Here is a 20,384-nt window from a genome sequence, read left to right as displayed (position 1 = left end):
GGATTGCCCAGCTGGACGCCGCGTGAACCGCACCGGGTTTACCGGAGGCCCCGTTTCTTGAGAGACTGGGGTCATCATGACGAAACAGGCATCACCCAAATACGCCCCTGAAGTCAGCGAGCGCGCGGTTCGGATGGTGTTCGATCACGAAGGGGAGCACGCCTCGCAGTGGGCGGCGATCAGCTCGATCGCGGCGAAGATCGGCTGCACGGCGTAGACCTTGCGGGGCTGGGTCCGGCAGGCCGAGCGCGACCAGGGGAAACGGCCCGGCCCGACGACGGACGAGCAGGAGCGGATCAAGACGCTGGAGCGCGAGGTCCGGGAACTGCGCCAGGCGAATGAGATCCTTCGCAAGGCATCGGCGTATTTCGCCCAGGCGGAGCTCGACCGCCCGTTCAGGAAATGATCGCCTTCATCGACGAGCAGCGCGCCGTCCACGGGGTCGAGCCGATCTGCAAGGTTCTGCCGATCGCCCCGTCGACCTACCGCGCCCATGCCGCCCGGCGGACTGACCCGTCAAAGGCGCCGGCCAGCTCGCGCAGCGACGCGGAACTCAGCGTGGTTATCCGTCGGATCTGGGATGAGAACTTCCAGGTCTACGGGGTCCGGAAGGTCTGGCGGCAGTTGCGGCGGGAAGGCATTGACGTGGCGCGCTGCACGGTGGGGCGGCTGATGCGGCGCATGGGTCTGAAGGGAGTGGCACGCGGCAAGACGGTGCGGACGACGGTCAGCGACCGGGCGGCACCGTGCCCGGCGGACCGGGTAAACCGGCAGTTCCAGGCGCCCCGTCCGAACGCCCTATGGGTGGCGGATTTCACGTTTGTGGCGACTTGGCAGGGCTTCGTTTACGTCGCCTTCGTCATCGACGCCTTCACCCGGAGGATCGTCGGCTGGCGGGTTTCCATCACCGCCCACGCGGGCTTCGTGCCGGATGCCCTGGAGCAGGCGCTCCACGACCGCCGGCCTGCCAAAGGCAGCGGTCTCGTTCATCATTCCGACCGTGGATCGCAATATGTCGCCATCAAGTACACCGAGCGTCTCACCGATGCCGGCGTCGATCCCTCCGTGGGCAGCGTTGGCGACAGCTACGGAGCTTTTAGCTAACGCCGGAGGCGATACAACGCCTTGGCCGAGACGATCAACGGTCTCTACAAGACCGAGGTGATCCGGCGCCGCGGACCATGGCGCACCCTGGAAGCCGTCGAGTTCGCCACCCTGGAATGGGTGGACTGGTTCGACCATCGGCGCCTGCTTGAACCCATCGGCAATATCCCGCCCGCCGAAGCCGAAGCGCGTTACTATGCTCAAACCGAGGACGTCGCTATGGCGGCGTGACTCAACCAAATCGGCCTCCGGAAATCCCGGCGCGGTTCAATAGTACTAGCCGGCCAACCCGAGGAAAACGATCACCGCCCGGTTGAGCCGCACCATGTCGGCGTCGCTCAGGCGACCGACTCGCTGACCAAGTTTCGCCCGGGGCACCGTCATGATCTTATCGACCATGATCTCGCTGGGCTTCGCCAGTCCATTGGTCTCGCTGGGATCGACCGTGAGGCGGAATAGCGGGGCATCGGTGCCTGTGGAGGTGAAGCCGCAGACGGTGATGGATCGTAGGGTGTCGAAACGGTCGTCCTGGAGGATGACCGCCGGTCTCGGCTTCCTGGCGTAATCGGGGCCGCCGGACACCGTCCAGACCTCACCCCGTTTGGCCGCAGGGACGACGTTCACTCTTCCTCATCCCAGATCGGCAGCGACACGGCTTCGACCCATGCCATATCCTCGGCTTCTTGAGGGCTCTGGCTGACGAGGAGCGACTGCCGGTGTGCCTCGGCGGCGAACTCCGGCGACCGGACATCCGGAACCCATATCTGGATCGGCCGCAAACCCTGTGCTCGCAGCTTTTCCCGGTGGGTGCGGACCTTGGCCCTGGTCTTCTCCCTGGATGACTTTGGGGTTGCTGTCATCGTGATCTCCTTAGTTACATGTAACTATAACACAGGGGCGAAGGGACGCGAACTGGAATTTCGACATTCCAAGTCGGCTTCCATCAGGCATTGTCATGGTAACTTGGCCAGCGCGCGGCAATGTCACGGCAACAGTGGCGCTCTGAAAGCGGGACTGCCGCAAAATTGGGGGCCTTGCTGGGCAGGGTTATGACCGGCCGGTCATGTCGGCGGCTGGGGATTGAGGATGAGGTTGATTCTGCGTTTGGTGGAAACCGGGATCGAGGGCGTGGTCCGGAGCGTTGACGTGCTGGAAATCGTCCGCACGGGTGACCTAGTTGACCTCGAGGATCTTGGACTGAGCCTGGTGGATGGCAAGCGGCTTGTGGCCCAGGTCCAGCAGGCGCTGGTCGCGGCGCAGAGCCGCGACCATGCCGCCCAGAAACCGACCTGCCGATCTGCGCGACACCGTGTCAGGTCAAGGACTACAGGCTCCACCAGATCGCAACCGTGTTTGGCCAGGTCACGCTCCGGCTGCCCCGTTTCCGCTGTGCGAGGTGCGGTAGGGCGGAGGCCGGTGTCGACTGGCCGGCGCATTGCCGTTCGACACCCGAGCTCGATCAGGTCCGAGCGCATCTGTCGGCGCTCATGCCCTACCGGATCGCTGCCGGTCTGCTTGAACATCTTTTACCGGTCGATGCCGGGATCCATTCCGAGACCGTGCGCCGGCGCACCCTGGTAGTCGGCGACCAGCTGCGCGACACCGCTGCGGTCGAGCCGACGGCTCCAGCGGCAGCGATTACCCTGCGCTTGGACTCGACCTTCATTCGCAGCTGCGAGGAGGGTCAGCGGCACCTGGAAGTTCGCCTCGGCAACATCGAGACGTCGAACGGGGCGCGCCAAGTGTTCGCAGCGTATGGCCCGACAATCAGGATAGGAAGAGCGTCAAACAGGATAGGAAGAGCGTCAAACAGGGTCGGAATGGAATGTCGCGGTCGTGACGGAGGGCGGGCGTAGCCCGACCGTAGTCACGACCGCGACACCGACCTCCTTTCCTGGAAAAGGACGTCGCTGACGGAAGCGGTGAATGCGGCCAGGATCGAGGATCTTCACGCCAATGAGGACCGCGATCTTGCCGGGCACACACATCACCGACCGCCAAGTGAGCCTTTACATGAAAAACCGAGAAACCAACACTCCCGCCGTCGCTGCGGCCAAAGCCGGGTTCAGCACGTCAACCGCCTACCGCATCGAGCAGGACCCCCGACCACCCTCGCAGAAGATCCTACCCCGCGGCCGGCGCCGCCCGGATCCGCTGGCCGGGATCTGGGACAGCGAGGTGGTGCCGATGCTCAAAGCCGCTCCGGGCCTGCGCTCGATCGCCGTGTTCGCCGAGATGCGCCGGCGGCATCCGGACCTGAGCGAGAAGGTCCGCCGAACGCTGGAGCGCCGCATCCGGGCCTGGCGAGCTGTCAACGGTCCGGACCAGGACGTCATCTTCCGGCAGCACCATGAGCCGGGCAAGATGGGCTTGTCGGACTTCACGGACATGGGCGACGCCGCCGTGTCCGTTGCCGGGCAGTCGCTCGATCACCGTCTCTTCCACTTCCGCCTGGCCTATTCCGGCTGGCAGCACGCTCATGTCATCCTGGGCGGCGAGAGCTTCGTCGCCCTGGCCGAAGGGCTGCAGAACGCGCTCTGGTCGCTCGGCGGGGCGCCGGCGGACCATCGCAGCGACAGCCTGTCGGCGGCGTTCCGCAACCTGGACCGGAATGCCGCCGAGGACCTGACCCGCCGCTACGAGGATCTGTGCCGCCATTACGGCATGGTGCCGAGCCGCAACAACCGCGGCCTCGCCCACGAGAACGGCTCCATCGAGAGCCCGCACGGCCATCTCAAGCGCGCCATCGACGATGCGCTGCTGCTCCGCGCCAGCCGGGACTTCCCCGACCTGCCGGACTACCGCCGCTTCATCGACGAGGTGGTCGGCCAGCAGAACGCCCGCCGGGCCAAGGCGATCGAGGTGGAGCGCGGCACCCTCAAACCATTGCCGCCCGACAGGACCGCCGACTTCGAGCAGACCCTCGTCCACGTCACCTCCAGTGGCGGCTTCACCCTGTGCAAGGTGTTCTACACCGTGCCCTCCCGGCTGATCGGCCACCGCCTGCGGGTCCACCTGTTCGACGATCGCCTGGACTGCTTCCTGGGCGGCACGCGCGTCCTCACCCTGGCCCGTGGCCGTCCGCGCGGCAACGGCCGGCACGGCCATGTCGTCGATTACCGTCACGTCATCCATGCCCTGCGGCGCAAGCCGATGGCCCTGCTCAACCTCGTCTACCGGGACCAGCTGTTCCCCCGCCGGGCCTTCGAGCGCACCTTCGAGGCGCTGCTCGCCGCCGGCAGTGACCGCCAGGCCTGCACCACGGCCGTCGCCCTGCTGTCGCTGGCCCACGAGCGCGGCTGCGAGGCCGAACTGGCCGAGGTCCTCGATGCCGACCTGGAAGCGGGACGGCTGCCCGACCTTCCGGCCCTGCGCGAACGCTTCCAGCGCACCGGGGCGCCGGTCACCGATGTCGTCGTCGATCTCGTGCCGCTGAGCGTCTATGACGAACTCGTGCATGGAGCCGCGGCATGAGTGCGAGCGATGCCATCGACACCGCCCGCCTGTCGCTGGCCCTGGGCGACCTGCGCCTGCCGGCCATCAAGGTGATCTGGCCGGACTTCGCCGACCGGGCCGACAAGGAAGGCTGGCCCGCCGCCCGGTTCCTGGCCGCCCTGACCGAGCACGAGATCGCCGAGCGCTCCCGCCGCCGGATCGAGCGTCATCTCGACGAGGCCAGGCTGCCTCCGGGCAAGACCCTGGAGAGCTTCGAGTTCGAGGCGGTCCCCATGGTCGGCAAGGCCCAGGTGATGGCCCTCGTCGCCGGCGACAGCTGGCTGGAAAAAGGCGCCAACCTGATCCTGTTCGGTCCGGCCGGTGTCGCGTCATGATGCCCACCTCGCTATGTCATTGGAAGTCAAGGGTCCGCTGATCCGGATCTTGTGTTACTGGACGGCGTGACGGCACGCCCCGGACCTCCAGCCCCGTCAGTTGGGCCTCGGGGATGGCCCAGGGAGCCCCCTTGCAGACCTGCCGCGCCTGGAGGGTTCCGCTGCCGATCAGCCGGAGCACCGTCATCTTGCTGACCTTCAGGCGTTCCGCCGTCTGCTCCAGGGTCAGCTCGCCGCGCTCGGCCTGTTCGCCAGCCCGGTAGACGGCAATCCCGTGGGCGTTACGGAAGGTGCGGACCCGCGCCTCGGTCCACGTGTTGCCCTTGCCGGTGCGCCGGCCGGCCCGGTTCAGGATGGCGGCGATGCCCGCGTCGGGCTGCTGCCGGGCCAGGGCCCGGATGAGGTCACCCGTCTCGGCATCGGCTCCCCACCGATGCTGGCCCGTCCGGCTCTTCGCCACGCTCAGGCGGGTGTGATCGCCACCCTGCCAGTGGATCACCAGCTCGATGGTCTCGCCCACGACCTTGGCCACGATCTCGACGATGATCGTCCGCAGGATGCGCTTGCGCGTCTCCGCCGTGGCGCCGGGGTGATGCCACAGCGCTTCGACGTCGGCCCCGAGCGTCATCAGTCGGGCGCGCTCCTCCGCCGTGAGCGCCGCCGCCTGGCCGGAGTCGAGCGCCGCGAGCTGTTCCTCCAGGTGCATATTTTCATCGATTTCGGCCAGTTGTGTTCATGGAAACCGGACACCGATGTTCATTGAAACCGGACAGCCGTTTTCATGATTTCGGCCACCCGTTTTCAGCCCGGACAGCACCCGTGAAAGGCGAGTTGGGCGTCTGACCTCACAGGCGCGGTATGACTGTCCCCTTTGGTCCAGTCCAGGGGGCGAGGCGTGCCGCGGAAAGGTCAGACATGCGACGAGTGAAGGAACTTCTGAGGCTGGCCCACGAGCTGGGCTATTCGAAGCGGCAGATCGCGCAGTCGATCCGCATGCCGAAGACGACGGTGGGCGACTACCTGGCGCGAGCCGATGCTGCCGGGCTGCGCTACGCCGATGTCGCCGGGATGAGCGAGGAAGCGGTGGAGGCGCTGCTGTTTCAGCGGGCCGCTCCGCCCGAACAGCGGCCGATGCCGGACTGGGCGTGGGTCTCGGCCGAGCTTGGCAAGCGCGGCGTGACCCTGATGCTGGTCTGGGAAGAGTACCGCCAGCAGCACCGGGACGGCTACAGCTACAGCCAGTTCCGGCGCCACTTCCTGGACCACACCAGCGCCGGCGTCGAACCGCGGATGCGGCGGGAGCATGCCCCGGGGGCGGCGTGCGAGGTGGATTACGCCGGCATGACGCTGACCATCAGCACGGCCGAGGGGCCGCGCCAGGCCAGCGTCTTCGTCGGCTGCCTGCCGTTCTCCGGCTACCTCTACGCCGAGGTAACGTGGACCCAGACGGCCGAGGACTGGCTGGCCAGCCACGTCCGGATGTTCACCCACCTTGACGGCGTCGTGCCGAAACTCGTCCCGGACAATCTCAAGACCGGGATCACCCATGCCAGCTTCTACGATCCGGTGGTCAACCGCTCATATCACGAGCTGGCGCGCCATTACGGCACCGGTGTTGTTCCGACGCGGGTCCGTCGCCCAAGGGACAAGGCCAGCGCCGAGAAGGGCGTCCAGGTGGTCGAGACCAGGGTGCTGGCGGCGCTGCGCAATCGCGTATTCTTCACGCTGGACGAAGCCAACGCGGCGATCCGGGAGCTGGTCGCCGCAGTCAACGCGCGGCCGTTGACGACCGACAGGACGCTGACCCGGCGCAGGCTGTTCGAGGAGCGCGAGAAGCCGCTCCTGAAACCGCTGCCGGCCGAGCCCTTCGTGATCGGCCGCTGGTTCCGTTACAAACTGGCGCCCGATTATCACGTCAGCATCGAGGGAGTGGCGTACTCGGTGCCCTACCGGCTGATCGGCAAGCACGTCGATGTGTTCTGCACGGTCAGTCTGGTCAGCATCTTCCACAAGGGCGAGCGGGTTGCGGCCCATGCCCGGCAGGATGGCGAACCGGGGCGGGCGACGGTGACGCTCGACGAGCACCGGCCGCCCAATCACCGCGCCGCAGTGCTGCTGACGCCGGAGGCGGTCCGGGCGGAGGCTGCCGGCCTCGGCGGCGCGCTCGGGCTGCTGGCCGACAGGATCTTCGCCGATGCCGATCATCCCGACCAGGCCGCGCGTCAGGTCGCCGGCCTGCTGCGACTGGGCCGGCTGCACGGGACCGTGGCTCTGCAGGCCGCCGCAACGGCGGCACTGAGCGCCAACGTGCGCTCATACCGCTTCGTCCAGCACTTGCTGACCAGGGGCCGGATCGAGGCCGTGGAGGATGCCGCCGGCGGCCTTGGTGCCCATGCCAACCTGCGCGGCCCGGCCTACTACCACTGACTGCCCGGAGACAAACCATGCATCACGCCAATCTGGAAAAACTGAAGTCCCTGCGTCTGTTCGGCATGGTCCGGGCGCTGCAGGAGTTGACGGGACTGGACGACCGTGGCCGGCTCGACTTCGATGATCAGCTCGCCCTGCTGATCGAGCGGGAAACGGCCGATCGCACCAATGCCGCTCTGGAGATGCGGCTCAAGCGCGCTCGTCTGCGGCAGGCGGCCTGCTTCGAGAACCTGGATCTGAAGGCGACCCGCGGCTTGGACAAGGGACTGATCCGCACTCTGTTCACCTGCCGCTGGATCGGTGAACACCGCCACGTGATCCTGACCGGGGCGACCGGCACCGGCAAAACCTGGATCGCCTGCGCGCTTGGCAATCAGGCGGCACGGGAAGGCTTCAGCGTGCTCTACACCCGGCTGTCGCGCCTGCTGGACGACATCGCGACGGCGCGTCTTGGCTCAGGAGCCGGCGCTCTGATGCGGCGGCTTGCCAGGGTCGATCTCCTGATCCTCGACGACTGGATGATGAGTGAGCTGACCGCCCCCAGCGCCGGGACCTGATGGAGATCGTCGATGACCGCCATGACCGCGGCTCGATCATCCTGGCCTCCCAAATCCCCCTGACCAGCTGGCATCGGGCGATCGGGGATTCCACTTATTCCGAAGCGATACTGGATCGCATCGTTCACGCCGCTTATCGGGTTGGGAGAACTTGGTAACGTCCAGCGGAGTGGTGGAAATTGGCCCCTGAAGGGTTGAGGCGGCCCGGGTGGAGCTCGCAGAGCGGAACCCGGGCCGCCTCAACCCTCCGCCCCTGGGGCCGCAACGACGCGGAGGTGGTCATCACGCTCATCAGGTAAGGTCGAGTTGCGACACGAGACCAGACCCCGAGAGAGGCATGATGACCAAGGATACGATGACACTTCTGCTCGACCAGATCCAGGCCAGTACCGATGGCGACTTCCTGCGCGCCATCGCCGCTCACACGCTCCAGCGGCTGATGGAGTTCGAGGTCGACGGCCTGATCGGCGCCGGGCGCCATGAGCGCTCCGACGAGCGCACCACATACCGCAACGGCTATCGGGATCGTCAGCTGGAAACCCGGCTCGGCACGCTCGACCTGAAGATCCCGAAGCTGCGCCAGGGAACCTACTTTCCGGCCTTCCTGGAGCCCCGCAAGACCGCCGAGAAGGCGCTGACGGCCGTGATCCAGGAAGCGTGGATCCAGGGCGTGTCCACCCGCAAGGTCGATGACCTGGTCCAGGCGCTGGGCATGACCGGCATCTCCAAGTCGCAGGTCTCGGCGCTGTGCCAGGACATCGACACCCGCGTGCTGTCCTTCCTCGAGCGGCCGCTGGATGGCGAGTGGCCCTATCTCTGGCTCGATGCGACCTACATCAAGGTCCGCCAGAATGGCCGCATCGTGTCGATCGCGGCAATAATCGCCACCGGCGTCAACCAGGACGGCCGCCGCGAAATCCTCGGGCTCGGCCTGGGCCAGTCGGAAGCCGCCACCTTCTGGATCGAGTTTCTGCGTGGTCTGGTCCGTCGCGGCCTGAAGGGCGTGAAGCTGGTGATCTCCGACGCCCACGAAGGTCTCAAGGCGGCCATCACCCAGGTCCTGAGCGCCACCTGGCAGAGGTGCCGGGTGCATTTCATGAGATCGCTATTGGCCCATGTGCCGAAAAGCCAGCAGTCGGTCGTCTCGGCCGCTGTCCGGCAGGTCTTCGTCCAGCCCGATCGCGAGACTGCCGGACAGGCCTGGCGCCACGTCGCCGATCAGCTCCGCCCGCGCTTTCGCAAGGTCGCCGCCCTGCTCGACGATGCCGAACACGACGTGCTCGCCTACATGGACTATCCTGAACCCCATCGTAGCAAGTTGCACTCGACCAATCCGATCGAGCGCTTGAACAAGGAAGTCAAGCGCCGGACCAATGTCGTCGGCATCTTCCCGAACGAGGCCAGCGTTCGCAGGCTTGTTGGTGCTGTACTTCTCGAGCAGAATGACGAGTGGCAACTACAACATCGTTACCTGACGCTTGAGACCATGACCGGCATGGCCGCCAGTGATGAAGCGGCCCTCGCCGCGCTGACCAAGACCTGACCTACGATGCTGATGGCCTCCTCCCAATTTACACCAGCTTGACGGACGCAATCTCAGCGCCTCCTGGAACAGACGGCGCTTGCGGGTCAACAGAGCGTTCAGGTTACGATCGAAGGCCGAGCAATCCTTGCCCAGCACGGCCATGGGGACATGCACGTAAACGGGACGGGTCTGGCCGATTCGCAGGATGCGGCCGGTGCATTGGTCCTCCACGGCGGGATTCCACCAGCGAGTCAGATGGATGACATGGTTGGCGCGCGTCAGGGTCAAACCGACCCCGCCGGCGCGCGGCGAGAGGATCATGACGTCGAACCCTTCCGGTCCGGCCTGGAACCGGTCCACCCGCGCCTGACGCGCCGCGCCGCTGACTTGGCCGCTGATGACCATCGGCGGCAGGGAAAGCCGGTAGCGCCTCTGGATCAGGCCGGCGAGCCGGGCCTGCATTTCCAGATCGTCGAGGAAGACCAGCGCGCGTTCGCCCCGTTCCGCAATGGAGTCCAGTGCCGCGAAGGCTCCCTGAAGCCGGGCCGAGGCGGCGATGAAGGCATCGTCCGACATCTCGGCCTTCGGGTCGGGATGCAGCGAGATGCCGCGAAGCCGTTGCAGGGCGGCCAGGACGGCGCCGGGCTTGTCGGCGCCGCGCGCGCCGGCGACCACCTCCTCATAGACGGTCCGCTGTCCGGCCGGCATCGGCGTTTCCCGGACCCTCTCCTCGGGGATGGGAAGATCGCGCAGCCGGTCCTGCTTCAGGCGCCGCAGCAGCAAGGGCGGGCGCCCGCAGTGCCAGGCATCGAGCGACGACTTGAGCCGCTTCAGCCTCTCGGAATCGGGTGACCGCTCGTACTCCGCGCTGAACGCCTTGAGGTCGCCCAAGACGGCCGAATGCACGGCGTCGGTGATGCACCACAGGTCGGACAGGCGGTTCTCCACCGGCGTGCCCGTCATGGCGACGCGGAAATCGACATTCATGGCCTTGGCCGCGTCGGTCAGGCGGACGCCCGGCGTCTTGATCTTCTGCGCCTCGTCGAACAGCATGGCCGCGAACCGCACCTGCCCGAAGTCGCGGTCATAGTCGCGCAGCGTTTCGTAAGTGGTCAGCACCCAGTCGGCGCCACCCAGGGCTTCGACATCCAATCCGGGCCGACCATCGGCACCTAGGCGCTTCAACGCCGCCAGCCCGCGGCCGAATGCCTCGGTGCACGTGCCCAGCCCGTCGCCCGACAGGTGGCGCTCAGCCTCCGCCCGCCAATTCTGCAGCAGGCCCGTAGGGGCGACGACGGCGACGGGCGCACGGGGAATGGTCCCGCCGGCCATGCCCTGCCGCAGCCAGGCGAGGAAGGCGAGCCCCTGGAGCGTCTTGCCCAGCCCCATGTCGTCCGCCAGGAGAACGCCAGGGCGTCCCATGGTCCAGGCCTTGCGGAGCCAATCCAGCCCCTCGGCCTGATGCGGCTTCAAGGTCGTGGCGAGTACGCGCGGCAAGTCCTCCGCCGGAGCGGGCCGTGGCACGAACTCACCCTCGACCTCAATCTCCGCCTCGTTGGGGCGGATGAGAAGAACTTCGGGAATGGGCTTCGGCGGCCGTCCCGATGGGCCCTGACGGGCGGCGCTCAAGGCATTCAGGGCGGCCAGGGTTTCGGTCGTGGCCGGTACGGGCACCATCTCGCCCTCGACCGCCAGCGGAACCGTCGGAGATCCGGCGCCGATCGCCTGCTCGACCCGCGCCTGGAGGGCCTTCGCCTCTTCCTCGTCGAGGGAAACCAGACGCTCGCCGATCCTCAGCCCGGCCGGCGTCGGGCCCGCTTCCGATGCCTGCGGCCTGCCTGCCGGGACGGCGCCGCCGTCGCCGAACCAATCCGTGGACTCCAGCGCGATCCACGGAACGACCCGCGGCTGCCAGAGGCCGAGCCCGACGACGCGGTCGGCATAGGCCGGAGTCTCCCGGAACACCGTTTCCAGCACGGTGTCGTCCACATCCGCCCCCAAGGCGTCACGCAGGAACGCACGGGGAGAAGCCATCAGCGCCCGCTTGGTCGCGACCGGCCCCGACTGAACCCGGCGAACGACGTCCAGGGCGCGCCGGAGGACCGGAGTCATCACCGCGTACCAGTTGCCGCCGAGCGTGTAGACAGGACGCGCCGCGCCAAATCGGTTGAACTGGTCCTCGCCGAACGCCTTCTGCCGATCCTCGGGCAGCAGCGGTTCGTCGGAGGTGGCGCCCGACCGGTAAAGGATGGGTACCAGCTTGGCCGCCTGGCCCTCTCCCTTGAGGTCGAGGGAGAAGGCGTCCGCCAGGGCGATCGTCATCGACCCGATCAGACCGCCCGCCTCCGCCGTACCCGTCTCGACGGCGGCAGGCAGAGCCTCACGCAAGGCCGCCACCGCGGCGAAACGGGCTCCCTGATCGTCCGGCGGTGCCTGGTTGACGCGATCGACCGCCTCCGCGATGTGGTACAGGGCATCCGGAATACGCCACCACCTGTCACCGATCTTCAGGAAGGCGCCCGTCCGGACCGCGCCGGGAACCGGCTGCCCGGTCGGCCGGCGCCACTCCAGCTGGGCGGTGAAACCCGCACTGGCGATGGTTCCCGTCGTCCGGACATGCGCGACGACCTGAGCCTGGGCGGGAAGTCCCAGACTCGTCGCTTCGCGAGCCGAAAGACCGGCGGCGGCCCGATGCTCGACCAGCAGCAGATCACCGTCCGCGATTGCTATTTCCGCACCAACGAGGCGTTGCGCCACATCGACGCCGGCAAGCATCGCGTCGGGAACCGTGACGGGCCAGAGATCCGTGGCGACCGGCCCGCCCGGACCGATCAGGCGGATCTCGACTTCATTCGGCTGCGGATCGACCTGGAAGCGGAAGCTCATTTCGGCATCCAATCCTTGTGGGTGAGGTGGATGTTGGCGCGGTCGGCCAGCATCTTGGCGACGCTTCCCTGCCACCAACTACCTTCAGAATGCCAATGGAACAATCCTCCGAATCTTGGCGCCCTTTTGATCCATACTGTAGGTTCGGAGGGAAAGGCAACCCCGCTCCGATTACATCTTCTTTTGTATACTTGGCCAAATAAAGCTTCGGCGCAGTTTTCCAATCAACTGGCCAAGCACGAAGCTTCCCTTCATGGCTCCATTCGCAGAATATTGTATTACGAACCCTAAGCAATAGTATTGACTGGTTACTTTGAACCGCAGATCCCGTCAACCGGGCATAGGCGCCATTGAGATCCTTCACTGCACGCGCCGACGTATGGACAGCATTGCCCAGTGCGAGCCATGCGTCATCGATCGCACCCGCCTTGAGGCAAGCGGACCAGAACGCCTCTCGATAGCGCCAGTGCCGATCATAAGCGTATTCGCCGATAACCTCGAAGAAGGCGATGAGCGATGCCCGCGCCAGCCACTGGCGCATCAGGGCTATGGCATCATCTCCGGCCCGGCTCCACTGGCTGGCGCGAAGACGCGGGTCGCCGAGATGGGACAGCAGGAACGTCTGCACGGCCGCGCGAACCGGTTCGGCCGGAGCGGCCCGACCGGCCAGCCAAGGCGTCAGCAGGCTTCGGGCAACCAGACCACGCATCTCCGGATCGGGAAACCGGATCATTCCGCCGGGGACCAGGAACTGCGTCAGCCGCTCGATGGTCACCGGACCGGACGAGCCGCCGAGCCGATCCGGGACCAGACGCAGCGCCTCCTCCGCAACCGTCCGGACATAGCCGGACACCGCCCGCATCGGATCGTCAAGACAGGCTCTTCTAAGGATATCTTCCACCGGATCGGGTCCCTGCACGATCTGCCGGGCGAGCGTCCGGGGGCCTTCGCGGGCATCGAACAAACGACACCACCTATCCGCGTCGCGCCAGGAGGCGATGCGCGCATCGGAAGTCGAAGTGATCAGTCGGCGAATGGCGATACCTGCATCGACGATCCGGGGAGCCTCGTAGGAGAAATCCCGGATCCACCCCTCGATCAATGCCCGGCGTGCCCCCGCACTGCGTTCGCAACGTTTGAAAACGGCATCCAAAAGCCCCGGATCGTGGCAAGCGGCTCCCGCCTATCCCACATCAGCCAGGGCGCGTCGCGGAGATCCTGGGGCGACGCCGATGCGATCCCCCCCGGTGCCCGCGCCGCCTGGAGCAAGTTACGGCGAACCGCCTCCAGTATATCCGGACCCGGCCCGGCCGGGGCCGCGTCCCCCGCGGCCAACACCTCGACCATTCGGGCCGACGCCGAGACGGTGGGCAGCTTGATGCTTCGGGCTAGCAGCTCCGTGGAGGCCCGAAGCGTGACAAGGGCTTGGCGCGTATGGCTCATTGCGCCGCCCCCAGCACGTCCCGGATCTGATCTCGAAGCCGTTGCAGTTCCTCCGAAGTTCGTGCGGACAGAACGAAACGAAGATCGATGCGCCTGTTCTTCCGGTAGTCTTCCTCCACAGCAGCTTGGGCGTCCGGAAGCGGCCGTCGCTCTCCATATCCGGACACCCCGAGCAGGGGCAGGCCGTCGCTGTTCCGCAGGACGTCCAGGACCGACTGGGTCTGGCGCAGGCTCTGGAACACCGCAAGGGCGCGTTCCGTCGACAATCTGTCGTTCATTGCCTGGGATTGCGATTGAGGCAGGTTACGATAGGGCTGGCGATCCGTATGGCCTTCCACCAGGACGGTTTCCAGGATCGGCATTGTATCGGCCCCGCATCCCGGAGCCGCGCCACCCGTGTAGCAGGGCAGCACGCTGGCCAGGGCATCCGCCAGGATCTTCACCGTCTGGGTCGCTTCCTGACGATAGACTGCCTGCCCCGTCTCGAACAGCAAGTCGCCGGAGAGGCGAAGGATCCCGGAGGATGGGTCGAGCGTCACCCTGACCCCCTGGTCCTTGAGAGCCTGCTCAAGGGAACGGAGCATCTGGTAGCGCATCGTCTGGCGACTCTCGATGTCCCGTTCGAGCTGGGCCACGGCCTCCGCCAGCAGGCGTCGCAGCTCGTCATTCCGGACGCGCTGCCTGGCTGCCTCCTCGGACTGGCGCCGGGCTTCCTGGACAGCCAGTTCCGCCCGCTTCTCCTCCTCCCTCGCTTGTCGTTCGGCCGTCTCGGCGCGGCGCAGAGCATCTTCGTACCGCGCCCGCTCGATCATCTGTTCTTCCTCGGCATCCCGGAAGTTCAGGGCGAAGACGGTCAGCATGAGCAGAAAAATGAACAAGACCCCGATCATCAGGTCGCTGATCGAGGCGAAATAGCCTTCCCCGGCTTCCTCTTCGGTCCCGGCCGCAGACATGCATCCCTCCCTCAGCGGACCCGGGCCGGCTCAAAGTCTTCGAGAATCGCCTCAAGGCTCTTGATCAGGCTGGCAAGCTGGGTCGCGGCCTTGGAAAGGTTCTGGTCGGTCCCGCTGACGAACTCCGTGATGCCGCGGGTGAATCCTTGAAGGCCGGTCTGCAATGCGCCGAGCGTATTCGCCAGCTCGCGATCGACACCCTCGAAGCGCTGGGCCGCGCTGTTCAGGCTTTCGACCAGCCGCGATGCGGACGCCGCCGCGGTATCGAAGCGGGTGGAGGCGCCCGCTACCTGCTCGATCGCCCGCCCGACGCCGCTGGATGCCGCCGCCAGAGGGTCCACGGCGGACCGGATCGTCTGGCTCGCCGCATTGAGGTTCGCCGCGGACTGGGCGAGCGGACCGGCGGCTCCGGCGGCGGCGCGCTCGAACTCGGCTCCACGGGCGCCGAGATCCCGAACGGTTTCGCTCAACGCCGTGATCTGCTGGGCGAGACCGCCGGCGCGCTCGCCGAGAACGCCTCCGGCACCGCGCATGGACCCGGCAGCCGCTTCTCCCCCACGGCTGAGGGCATCGGAAGCCTCGCCGCCCGCACGGCTCAGGCGGTCGGCCGCTTGTCCGAGCGCCACGGCCACCGATTCTCCAGCCTCGCCAAGAGCATCCCTCAGGGTCGCGGCGCTCGCTGTTCCGCTGTCGCGCAGTTCCTGACCCGCCTTGCCAAGAGACGCCCTAAGCTCGGCCATCATGGCCTGCAGCTCGCTGCGCATGCCTTCCGTCGCGTCGGCGATGCGGGTGACGGCCTGTTCCGCACCGCGGCCCAGGGCGTTACCACCCTCCGCCGCTGAGCTTTCGAGATGGACGGCGATCCGCCCGATCGTCTGTTCGAGGGCAGCGCTCGACTCCGTGACGCGGGCGGCGAGTTGGCCAAATGCCTCCGTGCCCGCCGCCCGACTGCTCTCGGCAAGGGCGGCAAGCTCGGCGGTCATGGCTTCGACCTTTTCAGTCAGCCGGGCACCGGTCTCCTCCGCCTGACGCCCCATCGAGCTTTCCATGGTTTCGGCGGCTCGCTCCAAGGTCGCGGCGACGGCACGCGCGGAATCCTCGAAGCCGGCTGCGGCGGCCTCGATTCGCGAGGCCATCTGCTCACCGGCCTGCGAGCCGGCCGTCCTGCTCTGCTCGGCCATTACGCGCAGGGTTTCGGTCAGTCCACTCACCTGGTCGGTGATCCGGGACAGAGCGGCCTCGGCTCCCTCTCCCATCCGGACTGCCATAGCATCGGCGGATTGCGCCATCTTTACTGCCGCCTCTCCCAGTCCCTGCTGCAATCCCTCCAAGCGAGATCCCAGCCCGGCGAGGCTTTCCGCCACTTCCTGCATGCGATCTCCCGTTCCCCCTTGGAGACGTTGCAGGAACGTGTCGAGCATGGCCGTCATCGCCTGTTCGTTCCGCGACGCCATGCCGTCGGCCAGGGTGCGTATGGCCTCGGTCAGTGGGCCAACATGCTCCGCCAGCCGCTCGTTGAAGGTATTGTCGAACGCAGTTCCCAATTGAGGGCAAGTTCCGTCGAAAATGTTTCAAGCTGGGTGTTCTGACGCTCCAGCAACGCGTTCGCTTCTTGTTGAAGCGCGGCCGGCGTCATCAAGGGAATTCGCTCTTCGAGAGCGGTCCTGAACTTGTCGAGAGCTCGTTCGACACCGTTCAAAACCCGCTTTCGCAAAACCGCGTAGACGATGGACAGGAACATGCCCACCAACGACGTCACGAACTTGAACGAGGCAGTCTCCAACAACAGCTTCAACGCGTCGTTCCGCACCGAGGCGGTGCCCGTCACTACACCGCCCGCCGTTGCAAGTGCTGCCGAAAGGCCAATGAAGGTGAAGAGCAAGCCTGCTCCGACCAGCAGATTGGGCATCGCCGCATGGTAGCGCAGATCGATATCGATGCCTGGCACCCGCAACAAACCGAGATCGAACCAGACCTCCGGACGGGAGGTTGTCCGGATCGGCCGTCCGGATGTATGGGGAATCAGCAGGGACTCCCGGAACTCCCTCCAGCGCGAACCAAGCACTGAATTGCGTTCGAGGGCTGCGTCCGTCTCCGGGTAGCGGTTGGAGAACGCTGCGACATCGGACGCTTTCTCCAACTCTTCCCTGGCTAGATCCAACGCCCTGACAAGGTGTTTCGAACGTGATTGCAGTTTCCAACCCGACAGGCCAGCCCAGATGACGAGCACTCCGATAACGGCAGCTATCGTGATAGGGTTGGAGATGATGGGCGCGACTTGTTGCAGGATATTCATTGGTTGAATGATACCATCAAGAAACGCGAGATAGTGGATCCGTGCGGCTAATCGGGCGTTAACCATGCAATCGGACAACGATACGCCAACTATAAGTATCAAAGTTTTTGAAGGTGAGCAATTCTTGGAGGGGCGGGTATGCCGAAAGGTTCTTCTGCCGGATCAGGTTGCCGGAGTGATCTGGAGAGGGCTCGCCTACCCACTCCTCGAAGGATCCCGGATAGACATCGCCGGTCCGGCGATCATCCCCGGAAGCACCGCTTCCACCCCTCGCTCCCAGCCGGCAGAGGGCAGGTTCACAGTCATCGAAGGAGCGGACGAAGCCTATCTTCTGATCCAAGGTTCCGGACTGGAATGCGAACAGGCTGCGTCGCGTCTGGGCGCGGTCGGTTTCAAAGTAATCAGGACTGGGCGCTATCTGGGCGAGCCGGTCGATGACGTCATTCCCGACTGGTTCATTCGCTTTGAACATGGGCCGCAGCAATCCGGATCATTGCTGACGCGAGTCGCCAGTGTCCTTGCCGGTGTACTTGCGTGTAGCGGAAGCTCAAGCACAGAACTCAGGCTACGTTTGGTCGAATCCGAACTAGCTACCGCAAAAGCCAAAGAAGCGGCTCTCAGGGTCGAGCTTGCCCGATTGAAGTTGACCATTGCCGAACGGGAGAATGCCGAGGTCTGGAACGAAGCCAAGGCCCGCACTGAACTCGACGCACTGCAAAGCGCCCTTGTGGAGGAAGCCCGGAACCGGGCCGCAGCCGAGGCACTCGCTTTGGAAGCCGCTTCAACACCACGCAACTTAGTCCAGCCCAGGTTGCGAGACGAGGTGTCCGCCGTTTTCGAGAGTCTTCTGCCGCGCATCACTCTTCTGCGCAGCAGTCCCGAGGCGATCGCCGCGGAATTCTCCGACCGGCGCTTTCTCTACAGGGCTCTGGCTGAACTGTCCGCCGGAGATGAAGGATTGCCGGCCAATTGGAAGAAGTTGAGGGCATCCCTGATTGGATCGAGCGCCACATCTCAAACGGACAGGATGATTCCGGTCGAATTTACGCCCGCCTGGACGAGGATCGGCGCTCATGGAAGTGCTTGTATCACACAAAGGAGAACAATTGCGCGATATCTCATGGTTACGTAACTTTAACTGATTGATTTCTAATGTTAAAACGCTGGATTGGATTTTCTTACGAGGGTATTTTGTCCTGCGCGGGCGCAATTTTCACTGCGCGATGTGCAATCCCACCGCGATCTTCGCCCCTAAATACGCTTCGTACCGGTGAGTGTCGAACAAACGGTTCGATGAGCACGCCGAGGTTGTTTCTTATGGAAAATCATTCTCACTGTTGACTGTGCCATCTACCTGTGCCGTCATGTCCCCCATCAGCGTCGACGGCGGCGCGCGGAATGCGCCGGATTTCAAGGCTTTCGGGCTAACCCAGTTGGGGGTCCTAGTCCCCCAACCAAACCTCCTTGAGAATCCTGCTTCCTCCTAGGCTTTAAGCCGCGCGACTGGCACGCCGTCCCAACATCCGGCGCGGTCCGGCCAATCGCCTGTGCCAGTTTCCTGTGCCAGCGATCCCCGGCGCCGCGCCCGGCCAGGAGACCGGCATGGCTTCGCTTACCCATCTCGCCCGCCGCGGCGCCACCTATGTCTGGCGCCGCATCCTGCCCAAGGGGTTCGCGGGTTTTCGAAAGATCCCGGACTACCAGATTTCCACACGAAGCCCCCATTTCCGCGAGGCGGCGCGGCGGGCGCGTCGCCTGGACGTCGCGTTCGACGCGATCGTGGAGTCGGTCGGGAGGCATTGTCACGGGAACGGGGCAGGCTCGCAGAGGCCCTGAGTTTTGGGCGGCCCTCACGCAGCAGCGGCCGCAGCGTTCCAGTCGGCCCTGGCCTGCGCCCGGAAGGTGCTCAGAGTTCGGCGGGAAATCAGATGGTAATTGCTCACGGGGTTGGCGAAAGGGGTTGCCAGGGGGCTCAGAATATGAGTCAACGTATGGATGGAGAAGCCGCCATCGTATCGCCTGACCGAAGCCGCGAAGGACGCCCTGATCGCTGATCAGGCGGCGTTGATCCAGCGCTTGGTGGCGCGGGTGACGGAACTGGAATCGCTGGTTGGCAAGCCGAAGAAGACGTCGTCGAATTCGCACCAGCCGCCATCCTCGGACGGTCCCGGGCGCAAGAACCGGGAGGAGGCCTCGGCACGGCGCCGGAAAGCGCGTCCGTCCCGGCCCGGAACGTCGCGCCCGCTGGCCGAGGAGCCGGATCGCACTGAACGGCGGCTGGCGGACGCCTGCCCCCATTGCGGCGAGGCCGTTGGTGAAGCGGAACAGGGGTGCCGTCACCGTTACGACCATATCGACCTGCCGGTCATCCGGCCGGTGGTCACGCGGGTCGAGCTGTTCGGCGGGCGCTGCCGGTGCTGCGGCAAGCGGTATCGGGCCGCCCCTCCGGCGACCATGCCGCCGGGCACACCGTTCGGGCCTGGCATCCGGTCGCTTCTGGCCTACCTGCACCACAGCCATCATGTCGGTTTCGAGCGGTTGTCGCGGATGCTGAAGGAGGTGTTCGGACTGACGATCTCCGAAGGCGCCGTCGCCAACAGCTTCCGGCGGATGGGCGACGCCCTGGAGACGGCGTGCACGGCGATCAAGGCCAAGCTCCTGACTGCGCCGGTCATCGCCTCGGACGAAACGACGACCAGGGTCGACGGCGTGACCTGTTGGCAGTGGGTGTTCCATTCCGACACGGCGGTGCTGCACGAGATCGTCCCCAGCCGGGGGCGGGCGGTGGCGGAGCGGGTGCTGGGCGAGGTCCGGCCCGAGGTCTGGGTCTCCGACCGTTATGCCGGGCAACAGGAATTGGGCCAGGTCCACCAGGTCTGCCTCGCCCATGTGCTGCGCGACGTCCAGTATGCCATCGACTGCGGCGACACCGTCGTCGCCCCGAAAATCCGCGACCTCCTGCGCTGGGCGATCCGCGTCGGCAAGCGGCGTTCCAGCCTGAAGGACAGCACGCTGGCCGCTTACGCCGCCAAGGCCGACAACCGCCTCGATGCGCTCGTCGGCGTGCCGGCCGCCCATCCCGCCGGCCGGGAACTCCAGCGCCAGATCAAGGCATGGCGCTCCAAGTTCTTCGTCTTCCTCAAGGACCGGCGGGTTCCGCCGACCAACAACCGCTCCGAACAGGAAATCCGACCCTCCGTCGTGTTCCGCAAGGTCACAAACGGCTTCCGATCTCAATGGGGGCCGAAAATCCACGCCGGATACCGATCCGTGACCGGAACCGCAAGGCTGCAGGGGACGTCAGCCTGGAGCGCTGTCCGCAACCTCATCGACGGCGACTTCGCTATCGCTTGAACGACG

15 protein-coding genes, 2 pseudogenes and 1 other annotated feature are annotated in these 20,384 nt (G+C 65.7%); of the genes and pseudogenes, 9 read left to right on the top strand and 8 right to left on the bottom strand.

Going from position 1 to position 20,384, the window contains the following annotated elements:
- Nucleotides 1-76 precede the first annotated feature (76 nt).
- Nucleotides 77-1,335 (top strand): annotated as a pseudogene (locus DPR14_RS09110) (IS3 family transposase).
- Nucleotides 361-477, top strand: a sequence feature (AL1L pseudoknot). (Overlaps the previous pseudogene by 117 nt.)
- A 45-nt stretch (nt 1,336-1,380) precedes the next feature.
- Here DPR14_RS09110 and DPR14_RS09105 read toward each other — a convergent pair.
- Nucleotides 1,381-1,728 (bottom strand): type II toxin-antitoxin system PemK/MazF family toxin, encoded by a 348-nt coding sequence (locus tag DPR14_RS09105; RefSeq protein ID WP_158044856.1) that lies wholly within the window; start codon nt 1,726-1,728, stop codon nt 1,381-1,383.
- Nucleotides 1,725-1,964 (bottom strand): antitoxin MazE family protein, encoded by a 240-nt coding sequence (locus tag DPR14_RS09100; protein ID WP_158044855.1) that lies wholly within the window; start codon nt 1,962-1,964, stop codon nt 1,725-1,727. The genes DPR14_RS09105 and DPR14_RS09100 overlap by 4 nt, the downstream gene beginning before the upstream one ends.
- A 1,111-nt stretch (nt 1,965-3,075) precedes the next feature.
- Here DPR14_RS09100 and istA (DPR14_RS09095) point away from each other — a divergent pair.
- Nucleotides 3,076-4,578 (top strand): IS21 family transposase, encoded by a 1,503-nt coding sequence (istA, locus tag DPR14_RS09095; RefSeq protein ID WP_158048063.1) that lies wholly within the window; start codon nt 3,076-3,078, stop codon nt 4,576-4,578.
- On the top strand, nt 4,575-4,934 hold the full coding sequence (locus DPR14_RS09090) for an ATP-binding protein (RefSeq protein ID WP_158044854.1): 360 nt from the start codon (nt 4,575-4,577) through the stop codon (nt 4,932-4,934). The genes istA (DPR14_RS09095) and DPR14_RS09090 overlap by 4 nt, the downstream gene beginning before the upstream one ends.
- A 16-nt stretch (nt 4,935-4,950) precedes the next feature.
- On the opposite strand, the gene DPR14_RS09085 is transcribed toward DPR14_RS09090, so the two are convergent.
- Entirely contained in the window at nt 4,951-5,640 is a 690-nt protein-coding gene (locus DPR14_RS09085; protein WP_158044853.1) for a helix-turn-helix domain-containing protein, read from the bottom strand.
- Nucleotides 5,641-5,792: 152 nt separating this feature from the next.
- Between DPR14_RS09085 and istA (DPR14_RS09080) the strand changes: the two genes are divergently transcribed.
- The 3 genes and pseudogenes from istA (DPR14_RS09080) (at nt 5,793) to DPR14_RS09070 (ending at nt 9,464) form a co-directional block, all read left to right on the top strand.
- Complete coding sequence (gene istA, locus DPR14_RS09080; protein ID WP_158044852.1) at nt 5,793-7,361, top strand: IS21 family transposase; 1,569 nt, start codon at nt 5,793-5,795, stop codon at nt 7,359-7,361.
- Nucleotides 7,362-7,378: 17 nt separating this feature from the next.
- A pseudogene (istB, locus tag DPR14_RS09075) lies at nt 7,379-8,079 on the top strand (IS21-like element helper ATPase IstB).
- Nucleotides 8,080-8,261: 182 nt separating this feature from the next.
- On the top strand, nt 8,262-9,464 hold the full coding sequence (locus DPR14_RS09070) for an IS256 family transposase (protein ID WP_158047998.1): 1,203 nt from the start codon (nt 8,262-8,264) through the stop codon (nt 9,462-9,464).
- On the opposite strand, the gene DPR14_RS09065 is transcribed toward DPR14_RS09070, so the two are convergent.
- The 5 genes from DPR14_RS09065 to DPR14_RS09045 form a co-directional block, all read right to left on the bottom strand.
- On the bottom strand, nt 9,378-12,332 hold the full coding sequence (locus DPR14_RS09065) for a DEAD/DEAH box helicase (RefSeq protein ID WP_158044851.1): 2,955 nt from the start codon (nt 12,330-12,332) through the stop codon (nt 9,378-9,380). The genes DPR14_RS09070 and DPR14_RS09065 overlap by 87 nt on opposite strands.
- Nucleotides 12,295-13,485, bottom strand: coding sequence for an EH signature domain-containing protein (locus DPR14_RS09060; protein WP_158044850.1), 1,191 nt, complete (start codon nt 13,483-13,485; stop codon nt 12,295-12,297). The genes DPR14_RS09065 and DPR14_RS09060 overlap by 38 nt, the downstream gene beginning before the upstream one ends.
- A 286-nt stretch (nt 13,486-13,771) precedes the next feature.
- Complete coding sequence (locus DPR14_RS09055) at nt 13,772-14,728, bottom strand: OmpA/MotB family protein (RefSeq protein WP_158044849.1); 957 nt, start codon at nt 14,726-14,728, stop codon at nt 13,772-13,774.
- Nucleotides 14,729-14,739: 11 nt separating this feature from the next.
- Entirely contained in the window at nt 14,740-16,272 is a 1,533-nt protein-coding gene (locus DPR14_RS09050) for a hypothetical protein (protein WP_158044848.1), read from the bottom strand.
- Complete coding sequence (locus DPR14_RS09045) at nt 16,212-17,090, bottom strand: hypothetical protein (protein ID WP_192499363.1); 879 nt, start codon at nt 17,088-17,090, stop codon at nt 16,212-16,214. Before DPR14_RS09045 ends, DPR14_RS09050 begins: the two co-directional genes overlap by 61 nt.
- Here DPR14_RS09045 and DPR14_RS09040 point away from each other — a divergent pair.
- From DPR14_RS09040 to tnpC, 3 genes are all read left to right on the top strand, one after another.
- Nucleotides 17,089-18,156, top strand: coding sequence for a hypothetical protein (locus DPR14_RS09040; RefSeq protein ID WP_158044846.1), 1,068 nt, complete (start codon nt 17,089-17,091; stop codon nt 18,154-18,156). The genes DPR14_RS09045 and DPR14_RS09040 overlap by 2 nt on opposite strands.
- A 470-nt stretch (nt 18,157-18,626) precedes the next feature.
- A complete protein-coding gene (locus DPR14_RS09035) occupies nt 18,627-18,860 on the top strand; it encodes a DUF6538 domain-containing protein (protein WP_158044845.1) in 234 nt (77 codons plus the stop codon).
- A gap of 159 nt (nt 18,861-19,019) precedes the next feature.
- Nucleotides 19,020-20,378, top strand: coding sequence for an IS66 family transposase (gene tnpC / locus DPR14_RS09030; RefSeq protein WP_158043476.1), 1,359 nt, complete (start codon nt 19,020-19,022; stop codon nt 20,376-20,378).
- Nucleotides 20,379-20,384: the final 6 nt, after the last annotated feature.

The sequence above is a fragment of the Skermanella pratensis genome, from assembly GCF_008843145.1.
GTDB classification, from domain to species: Bacteria; Pseudomonadota; Alphaproteobacteria; order Azospirillales; family Azospirillaceae; genus Skermanella; species Skermanella pratensis.
The sequence above is the reverse complement of the archived record's forward strand: the minus strand, read 5'-3'. Positions and strand labels throughout refer to the sequence as shown.

Coding starts and splice junctions, on each gene's coding strand:
- DPR14_RS09055 (WP_158044849.1), bottom strand. CDS start 14,728: ATGTCTGCGGCCGGGACCGAAGAGGAAGCCGGGGAAGGCTATTTCGCC.
- DPR14_RS09100 (WP_158044855.1), bottom strand. CDS start 1,964: ATGACAGCAACCCCAAAGTCATCCAGGGAGAAGACCAGGGCCAAGGTC.
- DPR14_RS09085 (WP_158044853.1), bottom strand. CDS start 5,640: ATGCACCTGGAGGAACAGCTCGCGGCGCTCGACTCCGGCCAGGCGGCG.
- DPR14_RS09065 (WP_158044851.1), bottom strand. CDS start 12,332: ATGAGCTTCCGCTTCCAGGTCGATCCGCAGCCGAATGAAGTCGAGATC.
- DPR14_RS09090 (WP_158044854.1), top strand. CDS start 4,575: ATGAGTGCGAGCGATGCCATCGACACCGCCCGCCTGTCGCTGGCCCTG.
- DPR14_RS09035 (WP_158044845.1), top strand. CDS start 18,627: ATGGCTTCGCTTACCCATCTCGCCCGCCGCGGCGCCACCTATGTCTGG.
- tnpC (WP_158043476.1), top strand. CDS start 19,020: ATGGAGAAGCCGCCATCGTATCGCCTGACCGAAGCCGCGAAGGACGCC.
- istA (WP_158044852.1), top strand. CDS start 5,793: ATGACTGTCCCCTTTGGTCCAGTCCAGGGGGCGAGGCGTGCCGCGGAA.
- DPR14_RS09045 (WP_192499363.1), bottom strand. CDS start 17,090: ATGGTTAACGCCCGATTAGCCGCACGGATCCACTATCTCGCGTTTCTT.
- DPR14_RS09070 (WP_158047998.1), top strand. CDS start 8,262: ATGACCAAGGATACGATGACACTTCTGCTCGACCAGATCCAGGCCAGT.
- DPR14_RS09040 (WP_158044846.1), top strand. CDS start 17,089: ATGCAATCGGACAACGATACGCCAACTATAAGTATCAAAGTTTTTGAA.